Raw genomic sequence first — 19,223 nt, 5'->3', positions numbered from 1 at the left:
AGAGGCCTTAAAAACGAAGCGGGACGCGGGGCGTAGCTGATTGAACTCAGTCTAGGCCAAGTATCGGGTAGTAAACCAGACATGGGCGCTGGTGTCCTACCCGATAACGTTCGTCGCTTGTCAGTCGACGGCGGGGGATGGCAGGACCTGTTCGCTGAGCTTGTCGGCCAGGCGCACGAAAGCGGCGAGGTCGAGCTGCTCTGGACGAAGGCTGCCGTCGACGCCGGCTGCGGTGATTTCGTCGTTGCTCAGCAGCAACTTGAGGGTGTTGCGCAGGGTCTTGCGGCGCTGGTTGAAGGCTTCGCGCACCACACGTTCCAGCAGCTTGTGATCCTTGGCCGGGTGCGGTAGCACCGCGTGAGGCACCAGGCGCACGATGGCCGAATCGACTTTCGGTGGCGGGTTGAACGCCCCGGGGCCGACGTTGAACAGGTGCTCAACCCGGCAGTGATACTGAACCATGATCGACAGGCGACCCCAGTCACCGCCACCAGGGCCCGCCGCCATACGCTCGACCACTTCCTTTTGCAGCATGAAGTGCATGTCGCGGATCAGGCTGGCGTTATGCAGCAGGTGAAAAATCAGCGGCGTCGAGATGTTGTACGGCAGGTTACCGACAACCCGAAGGCTGCCCGGTGCGGCGTTCAGGCTGTTGAAGTCGAACTTCAGCGCGTCGCCCTGATGCAGGTTGAAGTTGCTCTTGCCAGCGAACTGCTGATTGAGGATCGGGATCAGGTCCTTGTCCAGTTCCACCACGTCCAGTTGCGCGCCACTGCCCAACAGGCCTTGGGTCAGCGCACCCTGGCCCGGGCCGATTTCCAGCAGGCGGTCTTCAGGCTTGGCGTGGATGGAGCGCAGGATGCGGTCGATAACGCCGGCATCGTGCAGGAAGTTCTGGCCGAAACGCTTGCGCGCCCGGTGTTGGTAATGCTCGGTCATAAACGGGTCTCGGCCATCTGGTAGGCGGTTTCCAGGGCGACTTGCAGGCTGCCGGTGTCGATGTTGCCGCTGCCGGCCAGATCCAGGGCAGTGCCATGGTCGACCGACGTGCGGATGATCGGCAAGCCCAGGGTCACGTTGACTGCCGCGCCGAAGCCTTTGTATTTCAGCACGGGCAGGCCCTGGTCGTGGTACATCGCCAGCACCGCGTCGCAGTGCTCCAGATATTTGGGGGTAAACAGAGTGTCGGCGGGCAGGGGGCCGCGAAGGTCCATGCCCTCACCGCGCAAGCGCTCTAATGTAGGTTCGATGATGTCGATTTCTTCATGGCCCAGGTGTCCGCCTTCACCGGCGTGCGGGTTTAACCCGCAGACCAGGATGCGTGGCCGGGCAATGCCGAACTTTTGTTGCAGGTCTGTGTGCAGAATCCGTGTGACCCGTTCCAGCCGCTCCGGCGTGATTGCATCGGCAATCTCCCGAAGGGGCAGGTGAGTGGTGACCAGTGCCACGCGCAAACCGCGGGTGGCGAGCATCATCACCACTTGTGCGGTATGGGTCAGGTCGGCAAGAAATTCGGTGTGCCCGGAGAAGGCAATCCCGGACTCATTGATCACGCCTTTGTGCACAGGGGCGGTGATCATGCCGGCGAAATGCCCGTCGAGGCAGCCTTGGCCCGCACGGGTCAGGGTTTCCAGGACGAAAGCAGCATTGGCCTTGTCCAGTTGCCCGGCGGTGACCGGTGCATTCAGCGGGGTGTCCCAGACATACAGGCTGTTGGCGGGTGCCGGAGCATCCGGCCAGCTGCCCGGCGCGACCGGGAGCAGATCGACGACCACGCCCAGCTGCGCAGCCCGCTCGAGGAGCAGGTCGCGGCTGGTAATGGCAATCAGGGGATGTGGCTGGGCTTGCGAGGCAAGCAGCAGGCACAGGTCGGGACCTATGCCGGCTGGTTCGCCGGGTGTCAGCGCGAAACGCTTGGGTTTCACTGCGCTGCCTGGTCTGCACCAGGGAGTTTGATCTCTACGTACGCTTCGTCACGGATCTGACGCAGCCAGGTTTGCAGCTCTTCGTCGTATTTGCGGTTACGCAGTACGGTCATCGCTTGCTGCTCACGGGCCTGGGTAGTGCTGTCGGTGGCGCGACGGCCAAGGACTTCCAGAACGTGCCAGCCGTATTGGGTCTGGAACGGCTTGGACAGCTGACCTTGTGGGGTCTTGGCCATCACTTCGCGGAACTCAGGCACCAACGCATTCGGGTCGATCCAGTTCAGGTCGCCACCGTTGAGGGCGGAACCCGGATCTTCCGAGAAGCTTTTCGCCAGCTCGCCGAAATCTTCGCCCGCTTCGATTCGGGTGTAGAGCGATTCAGCCAAGGCCTTGGTTTTTACTTCGTCGCGGATCGGGCTAGGTTTGACCAGGATATGACGTACATGCACTTCGTCACGCGTCTGGGTCTCACCGCCACGCTTGTCGAGGATCTTCAGGATGATGAAGCCGCCCGGCGTACGCATTGGCTGGGTAATGTCGCCAACCGTCATGGTGCTCAGCATGCGATCGAACGGAGGTGGCAGTTGAGCGGCTTTACGCCAGCCCATGTCGCCGCCTTCCAGTGCGGTTTCGCTGGCGGATTTGGCGATTGCCAACTGACCGAAGTCCGCGCCTTGCTTGAGTTGCTGGTAAACCGCATCAGCCTGCTTGGCCGCATTCTGAATCGCTTCGGAGTTAGCGCTTTCCGGTGTAGGAATCAGGATGTTGGCCAGACGGAATTCTTCGGACAGCTGCATTTTGCCGAGGTCGGAAGCGAGGAAGTTCTTCACTTCCTGCTCAGAAACCTGGATGCGTTCGGCCACACGACGCTGACGCACACGGCTGATGATCATTTCGCGGCGAATCTGCTCCCGAGCGTCCTCGTAAGAGAGGCCGTCGCGAGTCAGGGCGGCACGGAACTGATCAATAGACATGTTATTGCGCTGGGCAATGGTGCCGACAGCCTGGTTCAGTTCTTCATCGGTAATGCGGATGCCGGAACGCTCGCCGATCTGCAGTTGCAGGTTTTCGACGATCAGGCGCTCAAGCACCTGCTGGTCCAACACGCCGGCCGGCGGCACTGCAGCGCCGCGTTTGGCGATGGTTTGCTGAACTTCGTGAACACGCTGGTCCAGTTGGCTCTGCATGACCACGTCGTTGTCGACGATGGCCACCACTTTATCGATGGACTGCACCGCGGCGTTGGCCGCGGTACCCAGGAACAGCGCGCCCAGCACTAGCGGGCGCAGACAATCAGAAAGCTTGGTCTTCACGTTCACGATAACCTTGGATGCCTTTGTCGAGGAAGCTCTCTACTTTGGCGCCGGTGAGGCCGCCGAGTCCCTTCAGAACAACTTGTAGGAAGATGCCGTGGTCGCCTTTTTCGTTTTCCGGGGCGTTCTGACTGAATTCGTCATACGAAACCCAGTAACGATTGATCAGGCGCAGTTTCCAGCAGCAGTTGTCGTACTCGAAACCACCGAAGGCTTCCAGGGTACGGTTGCGGTTGTAGTCATACTGCCAGCGGCTGATAGCGTTCCATTGCGGCACGATCGGCCAGATCACCGAGAAGTCGTGCTGTTGGATTTTGTAGTAGTCCTTCACATAGCCAGGTTGGCCAGGGGTGCCGTAGTCACCGCCGAACTGCCACTTACCGGTGTTCTGATTGTAGATAACCTGATCGTTACGATAGCGATAGCCGGCGTTGATAACCTTGTTCGGGTTGTCTTCAGGCTGGTAGTGGAACATCGCGCTACCCGAGCGAGGGCTGCGGCTGTCCGGGTCCCAGTTGTAGTCAGCGGTGGTGCTCCAGTCGTTGTTCCAGCGATACACGTATTCCAGTGCGTACGGCGAAACATTGGCTTGAGCATCGGCGCGATCTCTTGGATTGATACCCGGCAACTGAACTTCACGGTCCTTGAAGTACATGGCCTGGCCTACGCTGATGCGTTGACGTTCGAAACCGCTGTCTTCGATCCAGCGGTTAGTGATGCCCAGCGACAGTTTGTTCTCGTCCCCGATACGGTCGGAGCCAGAGAACCGGTTGTCACGGAACAGCGATGCGTAGCTGAATGTGTATTCGCTGGTATCGAACGCCGGAATATCTTCCTGGTTCTCCTCCGGTACGTAGAGGTAGAACAGGCGTGGTTCAAGGGTCTGGCGGTAGTTCTTGCCGAACCATTGGGTGTCGCGATCGAAGTACAGGCCGCTGTCGATGCTGGCGATTGGAACGCCACGGTTCTGGCTGCTGCCGAAATCGCCGTTGAAATTTCTTGTTCCGGCTGCAGCTGCAGCTTGATCCTGAGCCACGATCTGGTTCTTGCCAATGCTGTCCAGATCCAGCTGGTACTGGGTGTACTGATACTTGAGCTTCGGCTTCAGGAAGCCGTAGGTCCAATCCAGCGGAAGGCTGACGGCTGGCGCCAGGTTGAGGCGATCGCCAGTGGCTCGCGCAAGACCTTGAATGTTAGTGTCAAGGCGCGGACTTACAGTGCCGTCTTCATTGGTAAAGTTGCCGTTTTTCAGGTCGCGATCAAACCGCACCACTTCAGATTCATAAGTGAAATCCAATCCGCCCGGATGTTCCGGCAGCGCGCCGTTGAAAGTGATCTGCGGCAGACGATCATACGGTGTGAGGTTGGCAACAGTCGCCAGCTGATAAGCCTGGGCGTTGATGCGAGCGGTGTAGTTGTCGCCACGATAGCTGACAGAACCCTGCTGGTTAACGTAGTCAGCGCTTTTCACACCAATCTGGTCAGTCTGCAGATCCTGGAAGTAATACGGATCGCTGATCTTGGTGTAATCGACTTGCGTGAAAACGCGCGAGTCGAGGCCACCTTTATGCTGCCAGTTATACATGTAGCGGTTTTTCTGGTAATCGGTCTGCTTGCTGCGTTCGGTGTCTTCGTCGTTGAGGTACGCAGCACCGAACTGACCTTCGCTGGACTTGGTCAGGTAGCGGAATTCACCTTCCATCAGCAAGCCATGCTTGCTCATGTAACGCGGATACAACGTGGCATCGTAATTCGGTGCCAGGTTGAAGTAGTACGGTGTGACCAGCATGAAGCCGGTATCGCTGCCCGTGCCGATAGTCGGCGGCAGGAAGCCGGACTGGCGACGGTCGTCGATCGGGAAATAGATGTACGGCGTGTACAGGACAGGAATGTCCTTGACCCGCAGTGTCACGTTGGTCGCGGTACCGAAACCGGTCGCCGGGTTCAAGGTGATGTTGTTGCCCTTGAGCTGCCAGGCGTTGCTGTTCGGTTCGCACGTGGTGTACGTACCATCCTTGAGGCGGATGATCGCGTTTTCGGCACGTTTGGCGTACAGCGCGTTACCGCGGATACGGGATTTGTGCATCACGTATTCGGCGTTATCGACCTTGGCTTCACCGGTATCGAGCTGCACGTCGGCGTGGTCGCCCACGATCAGCGCGCCGTTGTCGCGAATGCGCACGTTGCCGCTCAGTTCGCCACGGCTCTCGGCCTGGTACAGGTTCGCTTCGTCAGCTTCGACCTGCATGCTGCCCTGACGCATGACGACGTCACCGGCCAGGGTCGCGACTTGCTCTTCCTGCTTATAGCGGGAGGCCTTCGCGCCGATAAAGGTCGGGGCGTCACTTTTATTCGTCTTGTCATTCATGCCAGGACGAATCGGTTCGATATAGGAACCAGAGCAGTAAGGACCGGTTTCAGCCAGTTGCGCCGCCGTGAGGTTCTCGCGCGGAACCCAGTCGAGGTGACTGTAGTCTGCACTACGCGACTTCAGGCCGCGGCCCTTGGACTCGGTAACCAGCACAGGCTTGGCGCCGGTGTCTTCGCTGGTGCCACTCTCGGTCGCAGGTTCGCCCGTGGCGGAAACTGCGCTGCCTTCATGGACGGGACGCGGTGGCAATGCCGCCGCTGGCGCTTTTGGCGCACAGTCCCAGGCACCCGAAGCAGAGACTGAGCAGTCATACTGTTCCGCGGCGACCACGAATGAGGTGGCTAGGGGTTGCAGGGCCAGCAGACTGCCGGTAACCAACAACGGAAATTTTTTACGAAACGCGGGGGATTTCAATGCCATCTTATTAGTCCGGGCTTCCTGCGTGCCATCTGCCCGCGGTGTGGGCCGCACGCCTCTCGATGGTCTGAAAAAGATGCTGGATAATAAAGCATGACCCGCTTGACGGCTAGCGCCGTCGGAGACCCTTGCAATGCCTGACCAAGATGTACGTTTGCAACACCTGAAAGTTTGGCTCGATGAGCAGTTGGCAATCCTCTTTGCAGAACAAGGCTGGGGCGCCGTACCCCCGGCCACATTGACTGCGGCCAGTAGTGATGCGAGTTTTCGACGCTATTTCCGCTGGGAAGGCGAGGGCAGAAGTTTCGTCGTAATGGACGCGCCACCGCCCCAGGAAAACTGCAAACCCTTCGTGGATATCGCTTTTTTGCTGGCGAAATCCGGAATAAATGTGCCGAAAATTTATGCCGAAGACCTCGATCGCGGTTTTCTTTTGCTCAATGACCTGGGCAACAAGACTTATCTGGATGTGATCGATGGCGAAAACGCTGACGATTTATTCGAGGATGCCTTGCAAGCGTTGTTGGCTTTTCAGCAATTGCCGATGGTCGCGCCGTTGCCAAGTTATGACGTGGCATTGTTGCGTCGCGAACTGGAACTGTTCCCCGAGTGGTACGTGAAACGCGAGCTGGGCATCGAGTTTGACCCGGCGCAGCAAATGCTCTGGCAGAACGTAACGGAGTTGCTGATCGACAGCGCCCTGGCCCAGCCAAAAGTGCTGGTGCACCGCGACTACATGCCACGCAACCTGATGCTCAGCGAGCCGAACCCTGGCGTGCTGGATTTTCAGGACGCGGTCTATGGGCCGGTGACCTATGACGTAACCTGTCTGTTCAAGGACGCCTTCCTCAGTTGGCCCGAGGAACGTGTACGCGGCTGGCTGGAAAATTACTGGCAGCAAGCGGGTGCGCTCGGCATTCCCGTACAACCTGATCTCGAAGATTTCCTGCGAGCCAGCGACTTGATGGGCGTGCAGCGTCACCTGAAAGTGATCGGCATCTTCGCCCGTATCTGTCATCGCGACGGCAAGCCGCGTTACCTGGCCGACGTGCCGCGTTTCTTTGCTTATATAGACGCGGTGATTGCCCGCCGTCCTGAACTGGCCGAACTGGATGTGTTGCTGCTGAGTCTGCGTGCTGGAGCCTCTGCATGAAGGCAATGATTCTGGCCGCCGGCAAAGGCGAGCGCATGCGCCCGCTGACCCTGACCACGCCCAAACCGCTGGTTCGTGCCGGCGGCGTGCCTCTGATCGAGTACCACTTGAAAGCCCTGGCGATCGCCGGGTTTACCGAGATCGTGATCAATCACGCCTGGCTCGGTCAGCAAATCGAAAGTTACCTGGGGGACGGCTCGCAATACGGCTTGCGTATTCAGTACTCGCCGGAAGGTGAGCCGCTGGAAACCGGCGGCGGCATCTTCCGCGCATTGCCGTTGCTGGGCGATGACGCGTTCCTGGTGGTCAACGGTGATATCTGGACCGACTACGACTTCAGCGTGTTGCATCAACCCATCGCCGGGTTGGCGCATCTGGTGCTGGCGGACAACCCGGCCCATCACCCGACCGGCGATTTCACGCTGGTGGACGGGCAAGTGCGCGACGGTCAGCCGGGCAGCGACACCCTGACCTACAGCGGCATTGCCGTGCTGCATCCGCACTTGTTCGACGGTTGCTCGGCGGGCGCCTTCAAACTGGCACCGCTGCTGCGCAAAGCCATGGCCGATGGACAGGTCAGCGGCGAACGCCTGAACGGGCACTGGGTGGATGTCGGTACGCACGAACGCCTGTCTGAAGTTGAAACCCTGATAGAAGCGAGACGCTGAGATGCTGTGGCCAGGGACTCTGATTGGAGCCGGAGCAGGCTTTGCCATAGCCAGCATTCCGGGGGCCATGCTCGGCGCTTTGTTGGGACAGGCGCTGGATCGGCGTTTGCACCTGCAAAGCTGGGGGCACTTGCGGGAAAAGCTCGGCGGCCGTCCGATGCTGCGCAACGATGAGCTGCTGTTCGTGTTGCTGGGGCGGTTGGCCAAGAGCGATGGGCGAGTGGTGGATGGTCACATCCAGCAGGCCCGTCAGGAAATGCGCTCGCTGGAGATGACCGAACCGGCGCAGCGTCGTGCCATTGCCGCGTTCAATCGTGGCAAATCGGGCAATGACCGCTTGCGCGGGTATCTACGGCGCTTGAGTGCCCAGCCTCACGCGGCGGAAGGTGTCTTGCGCGCTTGTTGGCGGATGGTCTGGGCCGATGGGCGTGCGGGAAACAATGAGCGCGAACTGCTGGCCCAGTGGGGCAAGTGGCTGGGCTGGACGCCGCAGCAAGTACTGGCGCTGGCGGCTGACTACGATCAGCACAAGCGACCGCAAGTCAGCAGCACCCTGACTTATCAGGATGCCTTGCAGCTGTTGGGGGTGTCGGCGACCAGCGAGCCGGCGCAGATCAAGCGTGCCTATCGACGCCTGCTCAGTCGCCATCACCCGGACAAGATTGCCGGCAGCGGTGCGACGGCGTTGCAGGTGCGTGAGGCGACGGACAAGACTCGCGAATTGCATACGGCCTACACGTTGATTCGTGAACGGCGGGATTTTCGGTAGCTGGAAAGATTCGTGTCGCCAGGGATACCGTCTTCGCGGGCAAGCCTCGCTCCTACAGGTTTCGCGTCATACAACACAGAACCTGTAGGAGCGAGGCTTGCCCGCGAATGGTGCGACGCGGTCTGTCAGTCTGCCGCCTTCTGCGGATTCAACCAGCCGCGCACCCGGCGCACCAGTTGCTCTTGCTCGGCCTTGGCATCACCGGGCAACGCCTTGAGCGATACCTGGGTGAACGCCGAAGACTTCAACCGCTTGCTGGCCTGCATCCGCGCCAGCGCTGCGTTGCGATCCAGCGGTTTATCCTTATAGAAGATGTCTGCCGTCGGCAGCTTCAGGGTCGGCGTCAGTTCGACCAGCTCGGGTTTTGCCGCGGCAGGCGTCTGCGCCGCGACCATCACAAATTTTTCCACTTGCGACGGCTGCTTCTCGCTCAGATAACGCGCGGCCCAGTAAGCGCCGGTGCCATGGCCCAACACGACGATGCTGCGAGCGCTTTGCTGCTCGGCATAGGCAATGGCCGCATCAATGCGCGCAAAGATACGTTCGGCATCAGCCTTGGCTTGCTCCTCGGTGGTTTCGGCGATGGCCTTGTCGGCTACTTCCACTTCACCACCGGCCGCTTGCTCAATCGGGGCTGCCGTGGTCGAGTCCTTGCTGCCGGTTTCCGGCGCCTTGAGCGTTGGCGGCATTTCCGCGACGCGGGGCGCAATGGCATCGCTTTGCATGTCCGGCAAGGTGATACTCAGGCTGCTCCACTTCGCGTCGGGCAATTTGTTGCGCAACGGGCCGATTGCTTGCGGCCAGTCAACGGTTTCACCGGCACCGGGGATGATAATCACCGCACCTTTGGGCTCGGCGGTATTGGCCGGTTTCCACAAGGCAAGAAAGGTGTCGGCACCGGCTTGCAGTTGTTGCTGTTCCTGCGCAGGGATTTGTCGCTCGAGTGCTGTCGCTTCTTCCTGACTACGCTCAAGCAGAGGCTGGCGTTCGACCGGTTTCTCTTCTGCGGGTTTTTCCGCAGCGGCAGGTGCCGGGTCGGCCGCCTCGACGGAAAAGGCGCAAGGCAGGATCAGCGACAGGCACAATGCTGGCAGTGCCAGGCGGTAGACAGGGGGCATCGGATATTCCAGGCCAGAAGTTATTCCGGCAGCCTAATGGGTTGGTCAGTATTTGTCAGTGTGTGAGACTTCGATGATGCGTTTTCGCTGCCTGTGGGTTATCGGCTGTTTGTGGTTTCCCTTGATGAGTTGGGCGGCTTCCGCGCCACCGGCGCACGTCGCGCCCTTGTCGCCCAAGCAACAACAGTGGCTGGCCGCGCACGGGGAATTGCGCGTGGGGCTGGTGTTACAGGCGCCTTACGCGCAATACGATCGCCGCTTGCAGCGCCTGTCCGGGGTCAACGTCGAGTTGATGAAATGGCTGGCCAAGGCCCTCAAGGTCGAGCTGAGCTGGCGTAATTTTCCCGACCTTGCGCAACTGGAAGCCGCGGCGCGCGAAGGTGAAATCGACATCGCCCCAGGACTGACCCAAACCCCCGCCGGACTGCGGTTCTGGCAATTCTCCGACCCGTACATGCGGGTGCCGCAACTGGTGGTCAGCGACCAGAAAAGCACCGGTGTGGTGGAGCTGGAAAAACTCGACAGCCAGACCCGCGTCGCGGTGCGCATGCCCAGTGCGACGGCCGATTACCTGCGTGGCAACTATCCCCATCTGAACCTGCAAGGCGTCCCGATGGAGCGCCAGGCATTGCAGCTGTTGCTGAGCCAGCAGGCCGGTTACGCCGTGGTTGATGAAGCACAGCTGGGACGTTTATCCGTCGAGCCTGAGTTCGCCGGGCTGGTCGTAGTGGGCGACATCGGTTTGCCGCAATTGCTGCGAGTCGCCACACGGCGGGACCAGCCGGAACTGGCCGGCATTGTCGAAAGTGCGCTGCGGGCGATCCCGGCCAAGGACCTGGAGCAACTGCACAATCAATGGCTGCAACCCAAATACCCGCGTCTGACCGAGTCCCCGGGCTTCTGGCAAAACCTCTGCCTGCTGATGGTGGTGTTGATGCTGAGCAGCATGGCCATCGTGTTCTGGCAGCGCCGCCAGCAGCACAGTCTGGAGCAGCGTCTATTGGCGGCGCGCGAGGACATTGCCCTGCGCGAGGCCAGTGAAGAGGCATTGCGCCTGACGCAGTTTTCCATCGATCAAAGCACCGTCGGCATCCTCTGGGTCAACTGGGACAGCCACGTGCGCTACGCCAACCGCGCGGCTGAAACCATGCTTGGCTATCCGGCTGGCGGAATCATTGATCGGCCGCTGATCGACTTCGAGCCGGGCCTGCACATGGACCGCTGGCTGAACCTGTGGAAGCGCGCCCGGGCCAGTGAAGAAGGGCCGCAAAGTTTCGAAACCAACTGTGTACGAGCCGATGGCAGCATTCTGCCGACCGATGTTTCGTTGAGCTTTCTGCGCTTTCGCGAGGGTGAATACCTGGTGGTCTACCTCAACGACGTCACCGAACGTCGGCGCGCCCTGGCCGCGTTGCAGGAAAGCGAAGCGCGGTTGCAGGGGATTGCCGCCAACGTGCCGGGATTGGTCTTTCGCCTGGAGCGGGCGCCGGTGACAGGGCAGATCGATTTTGCCTACATCAGTGAAGGCAGCGAGAGTCTGGTGGGCTACTCGCCGGCGACTCTGGCCCATCGCGACAAAGGCCTGCGCAGTCTGGTGCATCCGGACGACAAGGCCAGTTATCACCAGACTCAGGACCATGCGCTGGATACGGACAGTGACTGGTCGTGGCAAGGGCGGATTCTTACCCGTTCAGGCGAACAGCGCTGGGCCGAGATCAAAGCCATCACCCGTCGACTCGAGGACGGCGCGTATGTCTGGGACGGAATTGTCTGGGACATCAGCGAGAGCAAGCGTATCGAACTGGAATTGGCCAGCTCCCGCGAGCAACTGCGTGAGCTGTCCGCTCACCTGGAGAGCGTGCGCGAAGAAGAAAAGGCCCGCATCGCCCGGGAAGTTCACGACGAGTTGGGTCAGATGTTGACCGTGCTCAAGCTGGAAACCTCCATGTGCGAATTGGCCTACGCCCAGCTCGACCCCGGTCTGAATGAGCGCTTGAACAGCATGAAACGCCTGATTGCGCAGCTGTTCCAACTGGTGCGCGATGTAGCAACCGCGTTGCGGCCGCCGATTCTCGATGCCGGGATCGCGTCCGCTATCGAGTGGCAGGCCCGGCGCTTCGAGGCGCGCACGCAGATTCCGTGTCTGGTGCAGGTGCCGGAGAATCTGCCGGTGCTCAGTGATGCCAAGGCCATTGGCCTGTTCCGGATTCTTCAGGAAGCGCTGACCAATGTCATGCGGCATGCCCAGGCGCATACTGTTGAACTGACACTGGCGCTGGAAGGCGACGAGTTGTGTCTGACGGTTAGCGATGATGGCGTAGGATTTGTCCCCGCTACCGGCAGGGCGACGTCCTTCGGGGTGGTCGGCATGCGTGAGCGGGTGTTGATCATGGGCGGGCAGTTGTCGCTGGAGAGTGAGCCGGGGGAGGGCACGACGTTGAGTGTGCGTGTTCCATTGGATAACGCCTGATGGTTTTGTGTTGTTTGAACTGGCGCCTTCGCGAGCAAGCCCGCTCCCACAGGGGTTTTGTGAACGCCGCAGATCCAATGTGTGAGCGGGCTTGCCCGCGATAGATCTTGGCTCTTACATAAAAAGAATGGAGAAGACTGTGATCCGTGTACTGGTAGCCGAAGACCACACCATCGTCCGTGAAGGCATCAAGCAGTTGATTGGCCTGGCCAAGGACTTGCTGGTGGTAGGGGAGGCGAGCAATGGCGAGCAGTTGCTCGAAACCTTGCGCCATGTGCCCTGCGAAGTGGTGTTGCTGGACATTTCCATGCCGGGCGTCAACGGTCTGGAAGCGATCCCGCGGATTCGCGCGCTGAACAATCCGCCGGCCATCCTGGTGCTGTCGATGCACGACGAAGCGCAAATGGCTGCCCGGGCGTTGAAGGTCGGCGCGGCCGGTTACGCAACCAAGGACAGCGATCCGGCGCTGTTGCTGACGGCGATTCGCAAAGTCGCGGCGGGCGGTCGTTACATCGACCCTGACCTGGCCGACCGCATGGTCTTCGAAGTCGGCCTGACCGATTCGCGGCCGTTGCACTCATTGCTCTCGGAGCGTGAATTCTCAGTGTTCGAACGCCTGGCCCAGGGTGCCAACGTCAACGACATCGCTCAGCAACTGGCCTTGAGCAGCAAAACCATCAGCACCCACAAGGCGCGGCTGATGCAGAAACTCAACATCACCTCCCTGGCGGAATTGGTGAAGTACGCGATGGAGCACAAACTCCTCTAAAACCCACCGCAATCCCTGTAGGAGCTGTCGAGTGAAACGAGGCTGCGATCTTTTGATCTTGCTTTTAAAAAGATCAAGATCAAAAGATCGCAGCCTCGTTTCACTCGACAGCTCCTACAGGGGATTTCGTCGGCATATCCATTTGCGACACAACTTGAAAGCCGTATTTGCCCATCCATGCGGCTTGCAGCTTCAAACCGCCGCTGTCTCTATCCATCCCCGCCATCCTTGTAGGGCAATCCCTACCCCCAACCTTCCATCCCGCTGAGGCGATTCTCTCCTGCGCCCCGATTTGCGCGCTCCCCACCGTCCACTAGGCTTAGTCCACAGCAGTCATCAACAAAAAAGGTGTGGGTATGAGCCAGGTCGATTCAAACGCAGGGGCCAGTGACATTCTGGTCAGCTTTCGTGGAGTGCAGAAAAGCTACGACGGCGAGAACCTGATCGTCAAAGACCTCAACCTGGAGATTCGCAAAGGCGAATTCCTCACCTTGCTCGGGCCGTCCGGCTCCGGCAAGACCACCAGCCTGATGATGCTCGCCGGTTTCGAAACACCGACCGCCGGCGAAATCCAGCTGGCCGGGCGCTCCATCAACAACGTGCCGCCGCACAAGCGCGACATCGGCATGGTGTTCCAGAACTACGCGTTGTTCCCGCACATGACCGTCGCCGAGAACCTGGCGTTCCCGCTGACCGTGCGCGGTTTGAACAAGAGCGACGTCAGCGACAAGGTCAAAAAAGTCCTGAGCATGGTTCAGCTCGACGCCTTCGCCCAGCGCTATCCGGCGCAACTGTCCGGCGGTCAGCAACAACGTGTGGCCCTGGCCCGCGCCCTGGTGTTCGAACCGCAACTGGTGCTGATGGACGAACCCCTCGGCGCACTGGACAAACAACTGCGCGAACACATGCAGATGGAAATCAAACACCTGCACCAGCGCCTCGGCGTGACCGTGGTCTACGTGACTCACGACCAGGGCGAAGCCCTGACCATGTCCGACCGTGTGGCGGTGTTCCATCAGGGCGAGATTCAGCAGATCGCCGCGCCGCGCACCCTCTATGAAGAGCCGAAAAACACCTTCGTCGCCAACTTCATCGGCGAGAACAACCGCCTCAATGGCCGCTTGCACAGCCAGACCGGCGACCGCTGCATCGTCGAACTCGGTCGCGGTGAAAAGGTTGAAGCGCTGGCGGTCAACGTTGGCAAAACCGGCGAACCGGTCACGCTGTCGATTCGTCCGGAACGCGTGAGCCTCAACGGCTCCAGCGAATCCTGCGTCAACCGCTTTTCAGGGCGGGTGGCGGAATTCATCTATCTGGGCGACCACGTCCGGGTTCGCCTGGAAGTCTGCGGCAAGACCGACTTCTTCGTGAAACAACCGATTGCCGAGCTCGATCCCGCGCTCGCCGTCGGTGATGTGGTACCGCTTGGCTGGCAGGTCGAACACGTTCGCGCGCTCGACCCACTTCTAGAGGCGCATTGATCGCCCCCTGCTTCAACAACACCAACCCTGCACGTGGAGAGAACAATAAATGTTGAGATCCCTGAAATTCACCGCTTTGGTCATGGGCATGATCGGTGCGGCACACGCGATGGCGGCGGGCCCGGATTTGACCGTGGTGTCCTTCGGCGGGGCGAACAAGGCAGCGCAGGTCAAAGCCTTCTACGCACCGTGGGAAGCGGCAGGCAACGGCAAGATCGTGGCGGGCGAATACAACGGTGAGATGGCCAAGGTCAAAGCCATGGTCGACACCAAGAGCGTGTCCTGGGACCTGGTGGAAGTTGAATCGCCAGAGCTGTCTCGCGGTTGCGACGAAGACATGTTCGAGCAACTTGACCCTGCGCTGTTCGGCAAATCCGAAGATTACGTCAAGGGCGCTATCCAGCCTTGCGGCGTAGGTTTCTTCGTGTGGTCGACCGTGTTGGCCTACAACGCCGACAAACTGGCCTCCGCACCGACCAGTTGGGTGGATTTCTGGGACACCAAGAAATTCCCGGGCAAACGTGGCCTGCGCAAAGGCGCCAAGTACACCCTGGAATTCGCACTGATGGCCGACGGCGTTGCGCCGAAAGACGTCTACAAAGTGCTGGCCGGCAAGGACGGTCAGGACCGCGCATTCAAGAAACTCGATGAGCTGAAACCAAGCATTCAGTGGTGGGAAGCCGGCGCACAACCGCCGCAGTACCTTGCGTCCGGTGACGTGGTCATGAGCTCGGCCTACAACGGCCGGATCGCCGCCGTGCAGAAAGAGAGCAACCTGAAAGTCGTGTGGAACGGCGGTATCTACGACTTCGACGCTTGGGCGATTCCAAAAGGTCTGGACGCCAAGCGTGCCGAAGCGGCGAAGAAATTCATCGCGTTCTCGGTGGCTCCGCAGCAGCAGAAGACCTACTCGGAAAACATCGCTTACGGCCCGGCCAACATTCAGGCCGTTCCGTTGCTGGCCAAGGATGTCCTGAAAGACATGCCGACCACCCCGGAAAACATCGCCAACCAGGTGCAGATCGACGTCAGCTTCTGGGCTGACAACGGCGAGCAACTGGAACAGCGCTTCAATTCCTGGGCTGCCAAATAAGCCCACCTGTGGGCTTGCCCCCTGTAGGAGCGAGGCTTGCCCGCGAAGACGTCAGCACATTCAACATCAATGTTGACTGACACGCCGCCTTCGCGGGCAAGCCTCGCTCCTACAGGGGTGATGTGTAGTTATCAAGAACAGAGGTGGCCTTGCGGTTACGGAATGCCGCCTCTGTAACGATCAAAGATTTCCGGAGTACGCCATGGCCACCGCCATTCCCCTGAACGCGGGCACTGACCCCACCTTGAAGCAGCGGCTCAAGCACGCCGAGCGGATCAACCGCTGGAAAGCACAAGCCTTGATCGCGCCCCTGGTGCTGTTTCTGCTGCTGGTGTTCCTGGTGCCGATCGTGGCGCTGCTCTACAAAAGCGTGGGTAACCCGGAAGTGGTCGGCGGCATGCCGCGCACCGTGACGGCCATCGCCAGTTGGGACGGCCGAGGCCTGCCCGCTGAACCTGTCTACAAAGCGGCCAGCGAAGACCTCGCTGAAGCGCGCAAGAATCAGACCTTGGGCGATCTGTCCAAGCGCTTGAACATGGAGTTGGCCGGCTACCGCAGCCTGCTGACCAAAACCGCCCGCGCCTTGCCGTTCGCCACTGAACCGGCCTCTTATAAAGAAGCGCTGGAAGGCCTCGACGAGCGCTGGGGCGACCCGGCCTATTGGCAAGCGGTGCGTCGCAACACCAGCAGCATCACGCCTTACTACTTGCTGGCGGCGGTCGATCACCGCATCGACGACCTCGGCGAAATCGCCCCGGCCACCCCGGACCAGGCGATCTACCTCGACATCTTCGCCCGCACGTTCTGGATGGGCCTGATCATCACCGTGATCTGCCTGCTGCTGGCTTATCCGTTGGCCTACCTGCTGGCGAACTTGCCGTCACGGCAAAGCAACCTGCTGATGATTCTGGTGCTGCTGCCGTTCTGGACCTCGATCCTGGTGCGAGTGGCCGCGTGGATCGTGTTGCTGCAATCGGGCGGGCTGATCAACAGCGGCCTCATGGCCATGGGCATCATCGATAAACCGCTGGAGCTGGTGTTCAACCGCACCGGGGTTTACATCTCCATGGTGCACATCCTGTTGCCGTTCATGATCCTGCCGATCTACAGCGTGATGAAAGGCATCTCGCCGACCTACATGCGTGCGGCAATTTCCCTCGGCTGCCACCCGTTCGCCAGTTTCTGGCGGGTGTACTTCCCGCAGACCTATGCCGGTGTCGGCGCCGGTTGCCTGTTGGTGTTCATCCTCGCCATTGGTTACTACATCACCCCGGCGTTGCTGGGCAGCCCGAACGATCAGATGGTCAGTTACTTCGTCGCCTTCTACACCAACACCAGCATCAACTGGGGCATGGCGACCGCACTCGGTGGGCTGCTGCTGTTGGCGACCGTGGTGCTTTATCTGATTTACAGCTGGCTGGTGGGCGCCAGTCGCCTGCGCCTGAGCTAAGGGGAGAATGAAATGCTGAGTCCTTATATGTCGCCCATCGAGCGGGTGTGGTTCTACAGCTTGCGGATTCTCTGCGGCTTGATTCTGTTGTTCCTGATTCTGCCGGTGCTGGTGATCATTCCGCTGTCGTTCAACTCGGGCAGTTTCCTGGTCTATCCGCTGCAGGGCTTCTCGCTGCACTGGTATCAGGACTTCTTCGCCTCGGCGGAATGGATGCGTGCGCTGAAGAACAGCATCATCGTTGCCCCGGCGGCGACGGTGCTGGCGATGATCTTCGGTACGCTGGCAGCGATCGGCCTGACCCGGGGCGACTTCCCGGGCAAGGCACTGGTGATGGCGCTGGTGATTTCGCCGATGGTGGTGCCGGTGGTGATTATCGGTGTGGCGAGCTATCTGTTCTTTGCGCCGCTGGGCCTGGGCAACAGTTTCTTCTCGCTGATTGTGGTGCATGCGGTGTTGGGCGTGCCGTTTGTAATCATTACCGTGTCGGCGACCTTGCAGGGGTTCAACCATAACCTGGTGCGTGCCGCTGCCAGCCTGGGGGCTTCGCCGCTGACGGCGTTCCGCCGGGTCACGTTGCCGCTGATTGCGCCGGGTGTGATCTCCGGTGCGCTGTTTGCCTTCGCGACGTCGTTTGATGAAGTGGTGGTGACGCTGTTCCTCGCGGGTCCCGAACAAGCGACCTTGCCTCGGCAGATGTTCAGCGGTATCCGCGAAAACCTCAGCCCGACGATTGCTGCTGCAGCGACGTTGCTGATCGCCTTCTCGGTGATCCTGTTGCTGACCCTCGAATGGCTGCGCGGCCGCAGCGAAAAACTGCGCACCGCCCAGGTCTGACGCAGACCCCTGTAGGAGCTGTCGAGTGAAACGAGGCTGCGATCTTTTGACTTTGTTTTTTTACAAGCAAGATCAAAAGATCGCAGCCTCGTTTCACTCGACAGCTCCTACAGGGGTTTTGTGTGGTTTTCGGGATAGTTGGTCATTCACAGGCTGAATAGCAGACAAACCCCAATCCCCAGCTACTATTGTGCCCAGCTCCCCTATTTATAAGAGGCTGCGCACGATGAGTCTTTCCTCTTTCAAAATCGCTCACAAACTGATCACCGGCGCAGGTGCCATCGAGCAACTGGCCGCCGAGCTCACCCGCCTGGATGTCGACAACCCGCTGATCGTCACCGACGCGGCGCTGGTCAAGTCCGGCACGGTCGAGCTGGCGCTGGCGCAACTGGGCGATCGATCCTACGAGATTTTCGACCGTGTGCTGCCAGACCCGGAAATCGCCATTGTCGAAGACTGCATGCGGGTTTACCGCGAGGGCGGGCATGACGGTCTGATTGGCCTCGGCGGTGGCAGCGCCATCGACATCGCCAAAAGTGTCGCGGCCTACGCCGGTTACCACGGTGCGCTGGAGGATTTGTTCGGCGTCGATCAGGTGCCGCGCAAAGGCCCGCCGTTGATCGCCATCCCGACCACGGCCGGCACCGGTTCAGAGGTGACCAACGTCGCCATCCTCTCCGACAAGATCGCGCAGCTGAAGAAGGGCATTGTCAGCGACTATCTATTGCCAGACGTGGCGCTGGTCAGTCCGCAAATGACCCTGACCTGCCCGCGCAGTGTCACCGCCGCCAGTGGCGTCGATGCGCTGGTGCATGCCATCGAATCCTACCTGTCGGTCAACGCCTCGCCGATCACCGACGCCCTGGCCATTGGCGCCATCAAGCTGATCGCCAAAGCATTGCCCAAGGCCTACGCCAACCCGTCCAACCTGCAAGCCCGGGAAGACATGGCCACCGCCAGCCTGATGGCCGGCATGGCCTTCGGCAATGCCGGGGTCGGTGCGGTGCATGCGCTGGCGTATCCGCTGGGCGGGCGTTTCAACATTGCCCATGGCGTCAGCAACGCCTTGCTGCTGCCGTATGTCATGACCTGGAACAAGATGGCTTGCATCGAGCGCATGCAGGATATTGCCGAAGCCATGGGGGTCAAGACCGCTCACCTGAGCGCCAATGAAGCGGCGGACAAAGCCGTGGAGGCGATGACCGCGTTGTGCGCCGCGGTAGAGATCCCGCCAGGTCTGCGCAGCTTCGGTGTTCCGGAGGATGCGATCCCGGCCATGGCCGTGGAAGCCGCGGGGATCGAGCGCCTGATGCGCAACAATCCACGCAAATTGAGCGCCATCGATATCGAGAAGATCTACCGAGCGGCGTTCTAGAGCCTGCGACGACT

Annotated in this window: 15 protein-coding genes; 10 read left to right on the top strand and 5 right to left on the bottom strand. The window is 60.2% G+C overall.

All coding sequences use genetic code 11. The annotated features are described in order from the left end of the window. Positions 1 to 120 precede the first annotated feature (120 nt). From rsmA to ACA049_RS27810, 4 genes are read right to left on the bottom strand one after another with little or no spacing between them, the layout of a single operon-like run. Positions 121 to 939: a 16S rRNA (adenine(1518)-N(6)/adenine(1519)-N(6))-dimethyltransferase RsmA gene (rsmA, locus tag ACA049_RS27825; protein WP_497331323.1), complete on the bottom strand. Its 819-nt coding sequence runs from the start codon at positions 937 to 939 to the stop codon at positions 121 to 123. Beyond that, positions 936 to 1,925, bottom strand: coding sequence for a 4-hydroxythreonine-4-phosphate dehydrogenase PdxA (gene pdxA / locus ACA049_RS27820; protein WP_497331321.1), 990 nt, complete (start codon positions 1,923 to 1,925; stop codon positions 936 to 938). Before pdxA ends, rsmA begins: the two co-directional genes overlap by 4 nt. Further along, a complete protein-coding gene (gene surA / locus ACA049_RS27815) occupies positions 1,922 to 3,238 on the bottom strand; it encodes a peptidylprolyl isomerase SurA (RefSeq protein WP_497331319.1) in 1,317 nt (438 codons plus the stop codon). The genes pdxA and surA overlap by 4 nt, the downstream gene beginning before the upstream one ends. After that, positions 3,219 to 6,029: an LPS-assembly protein LptD gene (locus ACA049_RS27810; RefSeq protein WP_497331317.1), complete on the bottom strand. Its 2,811-nt coding sequence runs from the start codon at positions 6,027 to 6,029 to the stop codon at positions 3,219 to 3,221. The genes surA and ACA049_RS27810 overlap by 20 nt, the downstream gene beginning before the upstream one ends. A gap of 130 nt (positions 6,030 to 6,159) precedes the next feature. On the opposite strand from ACA049_RS27810, the gene ACA049_RS27805 reads away from it, so the two are divergent. Genes ACA049_RS27805 through ACA049_RS27795 form a run of 3 tightly spaced genes read left to right on the top strand, consistent with a single transcriptional unit; the run spans position 6,160 to position 8,616 of the window. Next, entirely contained in the window at positions 6,160 to 7,179 is a 1,020-nt protein-coding gene (locus ACA049_RS27805) for an aminoglycoside phosphotransferase family protein (RefSeq protein WP_497331315.1), read from the top strand. Beyond that, positions 7,176 to 7,847 carry an N-acetylmuramate alpha-1-phosphate uridylyltransferase MurU gene (murU, locus tag ACA049_RS27800; protein ID WP_497331313.1) on the top strand — a complete coding sequence of 224 codons (672 nt, stop codon included), beginning with the start codon at positions 7,176 to 7,178 and terminating at the stop codon, positions 7,845 to 7,847. The genes ACA049_RS27805 and murU overlap by 4 nt, the downstream gene beginning before the upstream one ends. A gap of 1 nt (position 7,848) precedes the next feature. Continuing rightward, the gene (locus ACA049_RS27795) at positions 7,849 to 8,616 is read left to right on the top strand and encodes a TerB family tellurite resistance protein (RefSeq protein ID WP_497331311.1); all 768 of its coding nucleotides are present in this window, start codon (positions 7,849 to 7,851) and stop codon (positions 8,614 to 8,616) included. A 125-nt stretch (positions 8,617 to 8,741) separates the two neighbouring features. On the opposite strand, the gene ACA049_RS27790 is transcribed toward ACA049_RS27795, so the two are convergent. Beyond that, a complete protein-coding gene (locus tag ACA049_RS27790) occupies positions 8,742 to 9,734 on the bottom strand; it encodes an alpha/beta hydrolase family protein (RefSeq protein ID WP_497331309.1) in 993 nt (330 codons plus the stop codon). Between the two features lie 73 nt (positions 9,735 to 9,807). Between ACA049_RS27790 and ACA049_RS27785 the strand changes: the two genes are divergently transcribed. The 7 genes from ACA049_RS27785 (at position 9,808) to ACA049_RS27755 (ending at position 19,209) form a co-directional block, all read left to right on the top strand. Continuing rightward, the gene (locus ACA049_RS27785; protein WP_497331307.1) at positions 9,808 to 12,204 is read left to right on the top strand and encodes a PAS domain-containing sensor histidine kinase; all 2,397 of its coding nucleotides are present in this window, start codon (positions 9,808 to 9,810) and stop codon (positions 12,202 to 12,204) included. A gap of 139 nt (positions 12,205 to 12,343) precedes the next feature. Then, the gene (locus tag ACA049_RS27780) at positions 12,344 to 12,973 is read left to right on the top strand and encodes a response regulator (protein ID WP_003210977.1); all 630 of its coding nucleotides are present in this window, start codon (positions 12,344 to 12,346) and stop codon (positions 12,971 to 12,973) included. A gap of 356 nt (positions 12,974 to 13,329) precedes the next feature. After that, on the top strand, positions 13,330 to 14,454 hold the full coding sequence (locus tag ACA049_RS27775; protein WP_438658468.1) for an ABC transporter ATP-binding protein: 1,125 nt from the start codon (positions 13,330 to 13,332) through the stop codon (positions 14,452 to 14,454). Between the two features lie 49 nt (positions 14,455 to 14,503). Beyond that, positions 14,504 to 15,547 carry an ABC transporter substrate-binding protein gene (locus tag ACA049_RS27770; protein ID WP_010467181.1) on the top strand — a complete coding sequence of 348 codons (1,044 nt, stop codon included), beginning with the start codon at positions 14,504 to 14,506 and terminating at the stop codon, positions 15,545 to 15,547. A gap of 202 nt (positions 15,548 to 15,749) precedes the next feature. Continuing rightward, positions 15,750 to 16,997, top strand: coding sequence for an ABC transporter permease (locus tag ACA049_RS27765; protein ID WP_462048237.1), 1,248 nt, complete (start codon positions 15,750 to 15,752; stop codon positions 16,995 to 16,997). A 12-nt stretch (positions 16,998 to 17,009) separates the two neighbouring features. Continuing rightward, positions 17,010 to 17,834 carry an ABC transporter permease gene (locus tag ACA049_RS27760; protein ID WP_064119279.1) on the top strand — a complete coding sequence of 275 codons (825 nt, stop codon included), beginning with the start codon at positions 17,010 to 17,012 and terminating at the stop codon, positions 17,832 to 17,834. Between the two features lie 226 nt (positions 17,835 to 18,060). After that, on the top strand, positions 18,061 to 19,209 hold the full coding sequence (locus ACA049_RS27755; RefSeq protein ID WP_497331304.1) for an iron-containing alcohol dehydrogenase: 1,149 nt from the start codon (positions 18,061 to 18,063) through the stop codon (positions 19,207 to 19,209). The last annotated feature ends 14 nt before the right edge of the window (positions 19,210 to 19,223 follow it).

Source organism: Pseudomonas sp. LBUM1662 (genome assembly GCF_059695915.1).
The sequence above is the reverse complement of the archived record's forward strand: the minus strand, read 5'-3'. Positions and strand labels throughout refer to the sequence as shown.